A 14,022-nucleotide genomic window follows, 5' to 3' on the forward strand; every position below is an offset into this window, starting at 1 on the left:
CCGCGCCGCGCCACAACTATGGGGTGCAAGTGAGGTCCGCCATGCCCCGTATCCCCTCTGTCGCCGCGTTTCTGGACCCCGAGAACGGCTATGAGCCGACCGAGGCGGAACGGCGGCTAATCAAAGCCTGTCAGGAGGGCGGCATTGCAGACATAAGTAATACGTGTCCGCAGGTCGCTTCCCATGAGAATACAGTTCGGGCTCGAATTATACGCCTTCTGATACTGGGTGGAACGGAAAGGTGTGGACTTCATGAAAGTGGTGTGTGGCTTAAAGGCGCATGGATCGTCGGTGAATTGGATTTGCGGTTCACTACATGCCGTGGAAGATTGCGATTGGAGAAGTGTAATTTTGATAAGAGGCCTAATTTAACTCAAGCGAAGTTGGATCAATTTTGTCTTGACGGTTGTAAACTTCCCGGACTGCTTGCCGAGCGAATTTTGGTACGAGGAAGTGTATACCTGCGTGACCTGAGATCCAGTGAGACGGTTGATTTTGTTGGAGCAAGCATTGGCGGACAACTTGTGCTGAATGATTCCTATATTTTCAATAGGGACATGGAAAGGGGAAAGGCAATAAATGCTCAGGGTATAAGTGTTGAAGGTAGTGTGCTGTTGAAAAAGGTTTTCGTTTTTGGATCTATTGTGTTAATGGGGGGCAAGATCAACGGTCAGCTAACCTGCGCTGAATCTATTGTGCTAGGCGCAAGTAAGGCGATAAATGGGCAGAGGCTCCGGATTGGCCAAAGTCTTTTTCTGGACGATCTTTGGGCTCTTGGTGGAGTCGGATTAAATAGTTCGTGTGTCAAGGGAAATATAAGCGCAACCGGCAGCGTGTTGGTTGGAGGTGACAATTTTTCTCTGAATGCCAGTTATCTCGACGTGGGGCAAAGTTTAAATCTGACCAATGTAATTAGTATTGGACCCATTTCTCTGCGTGGTGCTAAAGTTTGCGCGCAACTGAAGTTGAATGAGGCAGAAGTGTATGCGGATCAAGAGAATTTCTTTCCTCTAGGGAAGGATTTTCCTAGGAGGTCTAGCGCCATATGCGTGGCTGAAGCCCTGAATTTTCAATCTATTAATGTTGGCAGTGGTGTTTTTTTGACAAATTCCCTTTCAAGGGGCGCAGTTGTTTTTGATGAGGCAAGAATAGGTGCGCAGCTATGCCTTAGGGTTGCTGTGCTTGATGGTTGTGGTGGGCGTGCGCTCAGCGCAAAGCGTATGAATGTTGCGCATTCATTGTTTTTCCGTAAATTGAATAAGGTTCATGGAAGTGTTTCGTTCTCTTCTGCCCATGTTGCGAACTTGGAAGATGATTTTAAAAGTTGGGAAATGATAAGCGGTGATTTGGACATTGATGGCTTTACGTACGACGGATTTGTTGGGTCATCTCTAGATGTCGCAAAGCGTTTGGAGTGGGTGGAAAAGGGCGTGCGAGATTCTGGAACATGTTCGCCTCAACCTTATACTCAACTTGCTAAAGTCTTGGCTGCGATGGGGCACAAAAGGTCAGCAAGACGTGTTCTTTTTCAGCGCGAAGTGACGCTGGGTGAGGAAAGCCGTCAAGAAGCTTTTGATGTCGAGGTGCAGACCTCGCCTGCGATATTTAAGAAGCCGTTGGCGAAAGTTAAATTTTGGGGCCGATTGGTTGGAGATGGTCTGTCGCGGCTTATTGTTGGTTACGGGCATGACCCATGGCGAGCTCTGGCTTGGATGATTGTCTTGTGGACAATTTCGACACTTCTGGCGCATTTAGCTTGGATCAACGGCGATTTCGCCCCCAATTCGGATGTCATGCTGGTCTCCGACGGCTGGCTTGCGCAACTGGAGACGCCGAACCCGGCCGAGGCATGGTCCTCAAAAGGCGCGGCGGGGCAGGATTGGGAATCCTTCAACCGCTATGCATGGGGGCTGGATCTGGTAGTGCCGATCCTCGACATCGGGCAGACCGACGCATGGCAGCCGTCAAGGGACCGCGGGCCCGACGGGTATCGGCTCTGGTGGGCGCGCTGGCTCCTGCAAGGCATGGGCTGGCTGGTCTCGGCGCTGGGGGTGGCGGCGATTACCGGGATCATGCAGAAGGACCGGGACTAGTGCATTTCCTCTTTTCTTTCCCGTCTCGGCCGTTATAGTCCGGCCCCATGAACACGGGCTTCCATATCATTTCCTGCGCGCCGCTGTGCGCCCCGGCCGCCCGTGGCCTGCTTCTCCTTAGCTGCCTCTGAGCGTGCCTTCGGGTGCGACCGCTCGGAGGTGACCAGCACCCAGGGATCGAAGCACCAGAATTCTCAAGGACAAGCACATGACCGACAGCAGCGCACAACCCCGCGTCGTGATTTTTGACACCACCCTGCGCGATGGCGAACAATCGCCGGGCGCCACCATGACCCATGACGAGAAGCTGGAGATCGCCGGTCTTCTGGACGAGATGGGCGTCGATGTGATCGAGGCGGGTTTTCCCATCGCCTCGGAAGGCGATTTCAACGCGGTGACGGAAATCGCGAAACGCGCCAAGAACAGCACGATCTGCGGGCTGAGCCGGGCGAATTTCAAGGACATCGACCGCTGCTGGGAAGCGGTGAAACACGCCGCTTCGCCGCGCATCCACACCTTCATCGGCACCTCGCCGCTGCACCGCGCCATTCCGAACCTGACCATGGACGAGATGGCCGAGCGGATCCATGACACGGTGACCCATGCCCGCAACCTGTGCGACAATGTGCAATGGTCGGCCATGGATGCGACGCGGACCGAGCATGATTATCTGTGCCGGGTGGTGGAAATCGCCATCAAGGCGGGCGCCACCACCATCAACATCCCCGATACCGTGGGTTATACCGCGCCGCGCGAAAGCGCCGATCTGATCCGCATGCTGCTGGAGCGGGTGCCGGGCGCCGACGAGGTGATCTTCTCGACCCATTGCCACAATGATCTGGGCATGGCGACGGCGAACAGCCTCGCCGCAGTCGAGGCCGGCGCACGGCAGATCGAATGCACGATCAATGGCCTAGGCGAGCGCGCGGGCAATGCGGCGCTGGAAGAAGTGGTGATGGCGCTGAAGGTCCGCAATGACATCATGCCCTATGCCACCGGCATCGACACGACGAAGATCATGCATCTGTCGCGCCGGGTTTCCACCGTTTCGGGCTTTGCGGTGCAGTTCAACAAGGCGATTGTCGGCAAGAATGCGTTTCTGCATGAAAGCGGCATCCATCAGGATGGCGTGCTGAAAAACGTCGAAACCTTCGAGATCATGCGCCCCGAAAGCATCGGTCTGACGGCAAAGAACATCGCCATGGGCAAGCATTCGGGCCGCGCCGCGCTGCGGGCCAAGATGAAGGAGCTGGGCGTCGAACTGGCTGACAACCAGCTCAATGATCTGTTCGTGCGCTTCAAGGCTTTGGCCGACCGCAAGAAAGAGGTTTATGACGAGGATCTGCTGGCGCTGGTGAAGGATGCCGATACCAACGAGGCGCATGACACCATTCAGGTGAAACGCCTGCGGGTGATCTGCGGCACCGAGGGCCCGCAGGAGGCGGAGCTGACGCTGACCATCGACGGGGTGGAACATTCGATCGACGCCACCGGCGACGGCCCGGTGGATGCAGCCTTCAACTGCGTCAAGATGCTCTATCCCCACAAGGCGCGTCTGCAACTCTATCAGGTGCACGCGGTGACCGAAGGCACCGATGCGCAGGCCACGGTTTCAGTGCGGATCGAGGAAGAGGGGCGCATCGCCACCGGCCAGTCGGCCGATACCGATACGATTGTGGCCAGCGTCAAGGCCTATGTGAATGCGATCAACCGCCTGATCGAACGCCGGAAGAAATCCAACCCCGGCGATGATGTGAAGACGGTGGATTACCGCGACGCCGGTTGATCGGCGGGCCGCGACAAAGGGGGCGCCGGTGCGAAACCGGCGCCCTTTTGCATTAGGTCAGCAGGTCGAAATGCCCGGCGGTCAGATCAAGCCCCGCGCCGATCAGCGCGATCAGCTTGCGCGCACCCGCGCCGCTGCCATTGGCATCAAGGAACAATTCGCCCGATCCGCTGTCATAGATGAGGCGGTCGTCGGCATCGACCCTTGCACCGGAAATGCCGATGATCTTGAAAGCATCGCCGGAAAGGCTGCCACCCAGCGCCCCGAAGGCGCTGCCCGCAAGGGCGATGCTGTCGGCGGCCGTGTCGAAATCGGTGATCCGGTCAACATTCCCCTTCTTCAGCGCGGCGTCGAAGACAAAGACATCCGCCCCCGCATCGCCGGTCAGCACATCCTTGCCCGTTCCGCCGGTCAGTCGGTCATTGCCCGAGCCGCCCAGCAGCGTATCGGCACCGCCAAGACCCTCCAACCGGTCGCCGCCGCCATTGCCCTCCAGCCGGTTGGCAGTGCCGTTGCCCGTCAGGCTGTCGGCGGCGCTGCCGCCGGCGACATGCTCGATCCCGCGCAGGATGTCGGTGCCGATCCCCTTGCCGCTGGCCTGCCCGTCGGCGCTTCCGGCCCCCAGCGCGACTGTCACGCCGGTCTTCACCTTGGCATAGCTGACCAGATCGGTTCCGGCTCCGCCGTCGAAAATGTCATTCCCGGCGGATGAACGGAAGGTATCCGCCCCGGCCAGAGCCATCAGCCGGTCGTCGCCCTTGCTGCCTGCCATGACATCGTCACCACCGCCGCCGCGTGTGACCTTCATGCCGACCAGCGTGGCTGCGCCGCCGCTGACCTCGATCGCCAGTTCGGTTTTCGACAGGCCCGAGAGGGTGAAGCTGCGCAGCCCCGCGCCGGTATCGTAACGGAACAGACCTTTGGCGGAAAAACTGAAATCCTCGTAGTGTCCATCGGCACCCAAGGTATGGGCGGTGCCCAGTTCCAGCCGGTCGCCCGTGTCGAAGCCGGTGATGCGGAAGCTTGCCTCCGTGGCCCAGACATCGCGGGTGCGGATGGTTTCCGTGCCGGTCCCGCTGAGCGTGGTTGTATCGTTGGCGTCCCCGTTCAGGATCAGCGTGCCTCCGGCCGCAACGCCAAGCCGACCGCTGCCTGTAAGATCGTCATGCAGGTCCAGCGTGCCGCCGCGCACCTCGATCAATCCATCGTTGCGAAGGGTTCGCCCGGTGTCGAGTGTCAGGGTCTGGCCCGCCGTGGCGCGGATCGTGCCTCCGTCGGCATTGACCAGCTTCAGCTCTCCGCTGCCCGCCAGCGAACCGATGAAGCCACCACCGAGGATGGTGCTGGCATTGGTCAGCGTGGCCACGCTTGCGCCGCTGCCGGTCAGGCTGTCCTGGCCCGTCAGCCCGTCGAGGACAAGACTGCCGCTGCCGGTCAGCGCGGCCCCTTTAGTATGGATACCCAGCCGGGTTCCGCTGCTGTCGTCGAAACGGATCTGGCCGCTGTTGGCAATCTCGCCGCGCAGGGTGGTGGTGCCCATCACCCGGAACGTGCCCTGCACCTTGACCGCCTCGGTGCTGCCGTCCAGCACCGCGCCGCCAAGGCCAAGGATTTCCCCACCCTTCACGGTGGCAAGGGTGCCGCCCTGCACGGTCAGGCTGGCGGTGCCGCCCGCAAGTTCCACCCGCGCCTCGGCCCCTGAGGCACGCAGGGTGCCACCCCGATTGTCGATCACCATGTCGGCATCTTGGCCCGAAGCATCTCTCCCCACGGCGAGTTGCAGCCTGCCGCCGTTCATCGCCTCGGCCAGCCCGTCGTTGCGGAAGGTGGTCAGCCCCTCCAGCCGCAGCGTCTGGCCCGCCTGATCGGCGCTGATCCGGCCCGCATTGGCATTGGTCAGCGACAGCCCATGACGGAAATAGCCCGTGGCCCCTGAGCCAGCCCAGAAGCTGCCCAGTGTGCCCGCGCCATGCAGCCAGTTGTCGAGGTTCTCAAGCGTTGCCTCGCCGCTTTGCGTGGCCCCCCGGATCTCGCTGCCGGGGGTGCCGGTCTCGGCCAGCAGCACCTCGCCCTTGCCGCCCAGTTGCGCGGTGCCCTCGATCAGCAGGCGCTGCGGACGGTCGCTATCAAAATGCAGGTCGCCCTTGTTGTCGATCCGGCCGGTCAGCGTGCCGCCGCCCTGCACACGGATGTCGCCCAGAAGGGTGACCGCACCGCGCGCGGTGCTGCCGTCCAGCACCGCATTGGCGTTCATCAGCCGGATTTCACCGCCCGAACGTCCCTCAAGCGTGCCACCTTCGACCGTCATGGTCCGGGTGTTGCCCAGAAGCTCGACCAACGATCCGGTGCCGGTAGCCAGAAGCAGACCGTCCTGATTGTTCAGGACCTGAGATTCGTCCACATAGCCGGTAGCCACACCGCCAGCACCTGCCGAGATGCGCAGCGTGGCCCCTGCTTCGGCCCGCATCAGCCCGGCGTTGCGAAAGCTCTCCAGCCCCTGCAACGTCAGAGAAGACCCTACCTCATCGGCCGCGATGATCCCGTCGGTGCGGTTTTCCAGCGACAGGCGGATGGCTTCGGACTGGCCCATCCCGATGGGGGCCTGTTGTCGGCCGATCTGGCCAGAGCCATGGATCAGGTTGTCCACGTTGATCAGACGCCCCGTCGCGTTCTGGTCGGTGCCCTGGATCAGCGCATCGCGGTATTGCGTGCCCGAGGGCACATCGAAGGCCATTTCGACCTCGCCACCACCGCTGAGCGTGACATTTCGGGCCGCAATCCGGCCGCTGTAACCGTCAAGCTGGATCGTGCCCTGATTCATGATCGGGCCGCGCAACTCCAGCGTCCCCGTCACCCGCACCACCGATCCGCTGTCGATAGTCAGTGCGCCCGCACTGGTGCTGCCGTCCAGCGTGGAGTAAAAATTCGCCGTCTCGATCCGCCCGCCGTCCGTGGTGGCCAGATGACCCCCGGCGATGCGCCCGTCATGGAGCTTCACCAGCGATCCCGCGCCGTCCGCGCGCAGTTCGGCGCCAGCGGTCTGTTCCAGCACCGGCACTTGCAGATAGAGAATCCCGCCATCTGTGGCCCGCATGATCCCTGCATTGGTCGTCGGGTTCGCCTCGGTTACATCGGCGCTGTAAAGATGCAGCCGCACCCCGGCGACATTGGCATCGACCAGCCCGCCGGTGGCGTTGTGCAGCACCAGATCGCCGCCCGGATCGCCGAGGTTCCTGTTGAACCCGATGGTGCCCGCGCCCTCGATGCTGCTGTGGTTCACCAGCACCGCAAGCCCGGCATCGCCGTCCATGCCGGTCAGTTGCGTGGAAAGGCTGTTCGACGCCCCCCCTTCCATCCGCGAGCCAAGCACCAGCCGACCCGCGCCGGTCAGCGTGGTTATGCCATCCCCCAGCCGCAGCGCCGAGGAATTGTTGTTCTGCGCAGCATCCGACTGGATGGAGATCGTGCCCGCGTTGTCGATGCTGCCGCCCAGAACGGTCATGTAGTCGGTCAGCAGAGACCAGTCGCCCGCGTTGCTGACATCGCCGTTGATGGTCAGATCCGAGCGGTAACCCTCCAGCACCGCGCCGGACTGAATGTCGAGGTTACGGATGTTCAGCGGCTCGGCCGCCAGCGTGGGTTCCACGATCTGCGCAAGGCTGCCCGCGCCAGCGCCGCCGATCCGCACATCGGTTTCATCATCGGGGATGGTGTCCACGTCGAAATTGGTGCCGACGATCTCGCCTTCCTCGTCCAGAAGCACAGCCGTCCATGACGGGCCGCGCGCCCCGGTGAATACTGCCATCCCACCCTCCCGCAGAAATCCGATTTGTCCGGTAATTTGCGGCGATGCTGCCATGGACCGGGGGCGTAGGCAATCAAACTGAAGGTTGAGAAACGCACCACGCAGGCTGGACATTTCCGCTCGCCCGGCGCTGACTGTCGCCGCGAGCGGACAGGGACAGGATGATGGCGCAGGCGCGGTTTGTAGAGGGCAATCTGTTTGCCCATGTGGCGGTGATGGCGCTGACCTCTTCCGTCGGCCTGATGGCGATCTTCGTCGTCGATCTCATCAACATGGTCTACATCTCATGGTTGCGCGACCCCGAGGCGACGGCGGCCATCGGTTATGGCGGGGCCGTGCTGTTCTTCACCACCGCCTTTGGCATCGGCCTGTCGGTCGGGGTCTCGGCACTGACCGCGCGGGCGGTGGGCGCGCGCGACCCGGCACTGGCACGCGACCGGGCGACGCAGGGCCTGCTGCTGGGGGCGCTGTTCGGTGTGGTCTTCTCGGCGCTGGTCTGGGTTCTGCTGCCGCAGATCGTGAGCCTGCTGGGCGCGACGGGCCGCACGGCGGAACTGACGCTGTGGTTTCTGCAACTGGTGACGCCGGGCCAGCCGCTTCTGATGATCGGCATGATCGGCGCCGCGATCCTCCGCGCGCATGGCGAGGCGCGGGCCTCGATGATGGTCACGGTCTGGGGGGCGGTCGTGCTGGCCGCGCTGGACCCGGTGCTGATCCTCTGGGCCGATCTGGGGCTGACCGGCGCGGCCATAGCTGGATGGGGATCGCGGCTGGCGATGGTGGTCATGGCGCTGTGGCCGATCTGGCGGCGCCATGGCGGCTTCAGCCCGGTCACGCCGCGCAGCCTGCGCGAGGCAGTGGCGCCGCTGTCGGCCATTTCCGGCCCGGCGATCCTGACGCAACTGGCAACCCCGGTAGGGCAGGCGCTGGTGACGCGGCTGGTGGCGGGCTATGGCGAGGCGGCTGTGGCGGGCATGGCCATCGCAGGGCGGCTGACGCCGGTGGCCTTTGGCATGATCTTCGCGCTTTCGGGCGCCATCGGCCCGATCATCGGCCAGAACCTTGGCGCCGGGCGGATGGACCGTGTGCGCCGCGCCTTCCTTGACGCGATCCTGTTCACCGGCCTCGTTATCGCCGGTATGTCGGCGCTGCTGTTCCTGCTGCGTGCGCCCATCGCTGCGCTGTTCCATGCCGAGGGGCTGACCCGCGATCTGGTCTATCTGTTCTGCGGCCCGCTGAGCCTGCTGTTCTTCTTCAACGGGCTGATCTTCGTCGCCAATGCCGCCTGCAACAATCTGGGTGCCGCTTTTCAGGCGACGCTGGTCAACTGGGGGCGGCACACGCTGGGCACCGTGCCCTTCGCGCTGTGGCTGGCGCAGCCCTATGGCCCGCAAGGCGTGCTGGTCGGGCAGGCGGCGGGGGGCATCGTCTTTGGCATGCTGTCGGTCTGGCTCGCGCTGCGCGTCATCGACCGCCGGGCCCGCGCGATGTCGGAAACGATTGGCATACCGTCGGATACGAAATTTCCCTTGCCTCAGACCGGGCGGCTGGGCTAGCAGTAAACCTGTCAGGATCGGGAGAATCCGGCGGGGGCGCAAACCCCGGAGCCGGTGCCGAAGGAGCAACCGCCCCGGTAAACTCTCAGGCGACAGGACCGTCCTGGCATAAGACTCTGGAGAGTGGCGCGTGACGCGCCCGCCGAAGGGATAACGATCTCAGGCGCCGCGTGCCAAATGGCCGGGGCAGGGACAGAGGGGGCACCGCACGACAGGGGTTGGCCTGTCGACAGGTGCCGGACCTATGCGATGACCGGCGGAAGAGGAGGCGCGCGTGAGCGACCTTTTGCGGCTGGGTCTCAATGACCTGCATGAGGAACTGGGCGGCAAGATGGTGCCCTTCGCGGGCTATTCGATGCCCGTGCAATACCCGATGGGGGTGCTGAAGGAACATCTTCACACCCGCGCGGCGGCGGGGCTGTTCGATGTCAGCCATATGGGGCAGGTGATCCTGCGGCCGAAGGGTAGCTACGAGGCGACGGCGCTGGATTTCGAACGGCTGATGCCGGTCGATGTGGCCGGGCTGGCCGAGGGGCGGCAGCGCTATGGCCTGTTCACCAATGATGCGGGCGGCATTCTGGACGACCTGATGTTCGCCAATCGCGGCGATCATCTGTTCGTCGTGGTTAACGCGGCCTGCAAGGCCGCCGACATTGCCCATATGCAGGCGCATCTTTCCGGGACGACCGAGGTTCTGCCGGTAACAGACCGCGCGTTGCTGGCGCTGCAAGGCCCGGCGGCCGAGGCCGCGCTGGCGCGACTGGTGCCGCAGGTGGCTGCGATGCGCTTCATGGATGTGGCGCAGGTGCCGACGGTGTTTGGCGAGTTGTGGATCAGCCGCTCGGGTTATACTGGCGAGGATGGCTATGAAATCTCGGTGCCCGATGGCGGTGCCGAGGGGCTGGCCCGCGCGCTGCTGGCGATGGCGGAGGTCGCGCCCATCGGTCTGGGCGCGCGCGACAGTCTGCGCTTGGAAGCCGGGCTTTGCCTCTATGGCCATGACATTGACGAGACGACCTCGCCGGTCGAGGCCGGGCTGACCTGGGCGATCCAGAAGGCCCGCCGCGCGGGTGGTGCGCGCGAAGGCGGTTTCCCCGGTTCCGCGCGCATCCTGCGTGAACTGGCCGAAGGCCCCGCGCGCCGCCGCGTCGGTCTGCGCCCCGAGGGCCGCGCCCCGATGCGCGAGGGCGTCGAGCTTTACGCGGGCGAGACCGCCGTGGGCCGCATCACCTCGGGCGGGTTCGGCCCGTCGGTCGAGGCGCCGGTCGCCATGGGCTATGTTGCGGCGGATCATGCCGCCACCGGAACCGCCCTCGCGGGCGAATTGCGCGGCAAGCGCCAGCCGGTGACGGTGGCCGACATGCCGTTCCAACCTACCACCTACAAACGCTGAAACAGGGCTAAGGCAATGAAATATACCAAGGAACACGAGTGGCTGCGCGTCGAGGGCGATCTTGTGGTGGTCGGCATCACCGAACACGCGGCCGAGGCGCTGGGCGATGTGGTTTTCGTCGAACTGCCCGAGCCGGAAACGCAAGTCGGCGCCGGGGATGAGGTCTGCGTGATCGAAAGCGTCAAGGCAGCCTCGGACATCCTCGCCCCGGTCGAGGGCGAGATCGTCGCCGTGAACGAGAAACTCGCCGACAATCCCGGTCTGGTGAACGAAGACCCGCTGGGCGAGGCGTGGTTCTTCAAGATGAAGCTCGATGACCTGAGCGTGCTCGACGATTTCATGGACGAGGACGAATACAAGGAACTGATCGGCTGAGGCCGGTTGGCTGAGGACGGAAAGGGCGGGGGCGTTGCCCCTGCTGCCACCACGTTATTTTCGGACAGAAAATGGGAGCGCGGCGGTTTGGTCCGTCGCGGGATGTGACATGACCTTCACACCGACCGACTACGACCCCTATGACTTTGCCAACCGCCGCCATATCGGCCCGTCTCCGGCCGAGATGACGGAGATGCTGAAGGCCGTGGGCGTGCCCACGCTGGAGGCGCTGATCGACGAAACCATTCCCGCCTCGATCCGGCAGGAAACGCCCCTGGGCTGGGCGCCGCTGTCCGAGCATGAGCTTCTGGCCAAATTGCGCGATGTGGCGGCGAAGAACCGGGTGATGACCAGCCTGATCGGGCAAGGCTATTACGGCACCGTGACCCCGCCCGCGATCCAGCGCAACATTCTGGAAAACCCGGCGTGGTATACGGCCTATACTCCCTATCAGCCGGAAATCGCGCAAGGCCGGCTTGAGGCGCTCTTGAATTATCAGACCATGGTGGCCGATCTGACCGGGCTGCCTGTGGCGAACGCAAGCCTTCTGGACGAGGCGACGGCAGCGGCCGAGGCGATGGCCATGGCCGAGCGTGTGGCGAAATCCAAGGCCCGCGCCTTCTTCGTCGATACGCATTGCCACCCGCAGACCATCGAGGTGATCCGCACCCGTGCGCTACCGCTCGGGATTGAGGTCATCGTGGCGGACCCTGAATTCCTTGAGCCGGAAAAGGTGTTCGGCGCGATCTTCCAGTATCCCGGCACCTGGGGCAATGTCCGCGATCTGGAACCCTGGATCGACCGTCTGCATGGCGCGAAGGCCGTGGCCGTGGTGGCGACCGACCTGCTGGCGCTGATGATGCTGAAGGCGCCGGGCGAGATGGGGGCAGATATTGCCGTGGGGTCCGCGCAACGCTTCGGCGTGCCGATGGGCTATGGCGGGCCGCATGCCGCCTTCATGTCCTGCAAGGATGACATGAAACGCGCGATGCCGGGGCGGATCGTCGGTGTTTCCATCGACGCGCGCGGCAACAAGGCCTATCGCCTGAGCCTCCAGACCCGCGAACAGCATATCCGGCGTGAAAAGGCGACGTCGAACGTCTGCACGGCGCAGGCGCTGCTTGCGGTGATGGCCAGCATGTATGCGGTGTTCCACGGGCCGGTGGGCCTGCGCGCCATTGCGGAGCGGGTGCATTCCTATACCGTGCGGCTGGCCAGCGCCCTGCGCGAGGCGGGGGCGGTTCTGCCGCAGAAGCACTTCTTCGACACGATCACGGTCAATGTGGGCGTGGGGCAGGCCGGTATTCTGGCCGCCGCGCGGCTGGAGGGGCTGAACTTCCGCAAGGTGGGCCACGATCACGTTGGCATCAGCCTGGACGAGACCACCAACGAGGATGTTCTGGCCCGCGTGCTGCGTGCCTTCGGTATCCATACCGCGCCGCCGGTCAGCGCCGACCTCGGCTTCCCCGAAGCGATGCTGCGTCGGTCCGAGGTGCTGACACATCCCGTCTTCCACATGAACCGCGCGGAATCCGAGATGATGCGCTACATGCGGCGCCTGTCGGACCGTGACCTCGCGCTGGATCGGGCGATGATCCCACTGGGGTCGTGCACCATGAAGCTGAACGCGGCGGCCGAGATGATGCCGATCACCTGGCCCGAGTTTTCCAGCCTGCACCCCTTCGTGCCGGCGGATCAGGCGGCGGGCTATCACGAGGCGATTTCCGACCTGTCGGAAAAGCTGTGCGAGATCACCGGCTATGACGCTTTCTCGATGCAGCCCAACAGCGGCGCGCAGGGCGAATATGCCGGGCTTCTGACCATTCAGGCCTATCACCGCGCGCGGGGCGAGGGGCATCGTGATGTCTGCCTGATCCCGGTTTCGGCCCATGGCACCAACCCGGCCTCGGCGCAGATGGCGGGGATGAAAGTGGTGGTGGTGAAATCCTCGGCCAATGGCGATGTGGATGTCGAGGATTTCCGCGCTCGCGCGGCGGAGGCGGGCGACCGTCTGGCGGCCTGCATGATTACCTATCCCTCTACCCATGGCGTGTTCGAGGAAACCGTGCGCGAGATCTGCAAGATCACGCATGAGCATGGCGGGCAGGTCTATATCGACGGCGCCAACATGAATGCCATGGTCGGGCTGGTGAAGCCCGGCGAGGTGGGCGGCGATGTCAGCCACCTCAACCTGCACAAGACCTTCGCCATCCCGCATGGCGGCGGCGGGCCGGGCATGGGGCCGATCGGGGTGAAAGCGCATCTGGCGCCTCACCTGCCGGGGCACCCGGAGGTTGGTGGTGCCGAGGGGCCGGTTTCGGCGGCGCCCTATGGCTCGGCAAGCATCCTGCTGATTTCATGGGCCTATTGCCTGATGATGGGTGGCGCCGGGCTGACGCAGGCGACGCGCGTGGCGATCCTGAACGCGAATTACATCGCAGCCCGGCTGAAGGGTGCCTATGAGGTGCTGTTCATGGGCAATCGTGGCCGGGTGGCGCATGAATGCATCCTCGACACCCGGCCCTTCGCGGAAGCAGGCGTGACGGTGGATGACATCGCCAAGCGTCTGATTGACAACGGTTTCCACGCGCCGACGATGAGCTGGCCGGTCGCGGGCACGCTGATGGTGGAGCCGACGGAGAGCGAGACCAAGGCAGAGATCGACCGCTTCATCACCGCGCTGCTGGCGATCCGCGCGGAGATCAAGGCGGTGGAGGCGGGCGAGATTTCCGCCGAGGACAGCCCGCTGCGCCATGCGCCGCATACGGTGGAAGATCTGGTCGCCGACTGGGAACGGAAATATCCGCGCGAACAGGGCTGCTTCCCGCCCGGTGCCTTCCGGGTGGACAAATACTGGCCGCCGGTCGGGCGGGTGGACAACGTCTATGGCGACCGCAACCTGATCTGCATCTGCCCGCCGGTTGAAAGCTACATGGCGGCGGAATGAAGGCGCCCGGTCGCCCCGCCTTTGCGCGGGGCGGCCGGTGTTTTTTGAGTATTTGGGCAAGAAGCAA

Annotated in this window: 7 protein-coding genes and 1 riboswitch; of the genes, 6 read left to right on the forward strand and 1 reads right to left on the reverse strand. The window is 63.5% G+C overall.

Annotated elements, in window-relative coordinates:
• The first annotated feature begins 41 nt into the window (after positions 1–41).
• Positions 42–2,093, forward strand: coding sequence for a hypothetical protein (locus D2N39_RS22660; protein ID WP_147373462.1), 2,052 nt, complete (start codon positions 42–44; stop codon positions 2,091–2,093).
• Positions 2,094–2,301: 208 nt separating this feature from the next.
• Positions 2,302–3,879 (forward strand): 2-isopropylmalate synthase, encoded by a 1,578-nt coding sequence (locus tag D2N39_RS09070; protein ID WP_119134470.1) that lies wholly within the window; start codon positions 2,302–2,304, stop codon positions 3,877–3,879.
• Between the two features lie 52 nt (positions 3,880–3,931).
• On the opposite strand, the gene D2N39_RS09075 is transcribed toward D2N39_RS09070, so the two are convergent.
• Positions 3,932–7,684 carry a beta strand repeat-containing protein gene (locus tag D2N39_RS09075; RefSeq protein WP_119134471.1) on the reverse strand — a complete coding sequence of 1,251 codons (3,753 nt, stop codon included), beginning with the start codon at positions 7,682–7,684 and terminating at the stop codon, positions 3,932–3,934.
• Between the two features lie 164 nt (positions 7,685–7,848).
• Between D2N39_RS09075 and D2N39_RS09080 the strand changes: the two genes are divergently transcribed.
• The 4 genes from D2N39_RS09080 to gcvP all read left to right on the forward strand — a co-directional run bounded on the left by D2N39_RS09080 (position 7,849) and on the right by gcvP (position 13,955).
• Positions 7,849–9,240 carry an MATE family efflux transporter gene (locus D2N39_RS09080; protein ID WP_119134679.1) on the forward strand — a complete coding sequence of 464 codons (1,392 nt, stop codon included), beginning with the start codon at positions 7,849–7,851 and terminating at the stop codon, positions 9,238–9,240.
• A gap of 8 nt (positions 9,241–9,248) precedes the next feature.
• Positions 9,249–9,350: riboswitch (glycine riboswitch) on the forward strand.
• Positions 9,351–9,514: 164 nt separating this feature from the next.
• On the forward strand, positions 9,515–10,633 hold the full coding sequence (gcvT, locus tag D2N39_RS09085) for a glycine cleavage system aminomethyltransferase GcvT (RefSeq protein ID WP_119134472.1): 1,119 nt from the start codon (positions 9,515–9,517) through the stop codon (positions 10,631–10,633).
• A 15-nt stretch (positions 10,634–10,648) separates the two neighbouring features.
• Positions 10,649–11,008, forward strand: a complete 360-nt coding sequence (gene gcvH, locus D2N39_RS09090; RefSeq protein ID WP_119134473.1) for a glycine cleavage system protein GcvH — start codon at positions 10,649–10,651, stop codon at positions 11,006–11,008.
• A gap of 109 nt (positions 11,009–11,117) precedes the next feature.
• On the forward strand, positions 11,118–13,955 hold the full coding sequence (gene gcvP, locus D2N39_RS09095; RefSeq protein WP_119134474.1) for an aminomethyl-transferring glycine dehydrogenase: 2,838 nt from the start codon (positions 11,118–11,120) through the stop codon (positions 13,953–13,955).
• The last annotated feature ends 67 nt before the right edge of the window (positions 13,956–14,022 follow it).

This window comes from Gemmobacter lutimaris, assembly GCF_003570715.1.
GTDB classification, from domain to species: domain Bacteria; phylum Pseudomonadota; class Alphaproteobacteria; order Rhodobacterales; family Rhodobacteraceae; genus Gemmobacter; species Gemmobacter lutimaris.

What these genes read in the sequence shown, in the direction of transcription:
- D2N39_RS22660 (WP_147373462.1), top strand. Translation starts at nt 42, where the DNA reads ATGCCCCGTATCCCCTCTGTCGCCGCGTTTCTGGACCCCGAGAACGGC.
- D2N39_RS09070 (WP_119134470.1), top strand. Translation starts at nt 2,302, where the DNA reads ATGACCGACAGCAGCGCACAACCCCGCGTCGTGATTTTTGACACCACC.
- D2N39_RS09075 (WP_119134471.1), bottom strand. Translation starts at nt 7,684, where the DNA reads ATGGCAGTATTCACCGGGGCGCGCGGCCCGTCATGGACGGCTGTGCTT.
- D2N39_RS09080 (WP_119134679.1), top strand. Translation starts at nt 7,849, where the DNA reads ATGGCGCAGGCGCGGTTTGTAGAGGGCAATCTGTTTGCCCATGTGGCG.
- gcvH (WP_119134473.1), top strand. Translation starts at nt 10,649, where the DNA reads ATGAAATATACCAAGGAACACGAGTGGCTGCGCGTCGAGGGCGATCTT.
- gcvP (WP_119134474.1), top strand. Translation starts at nt 11,118, where the DNA reads ATGACCTTCACACCGACCGACTACGACCCCTATGACTTTGCCAACCGC.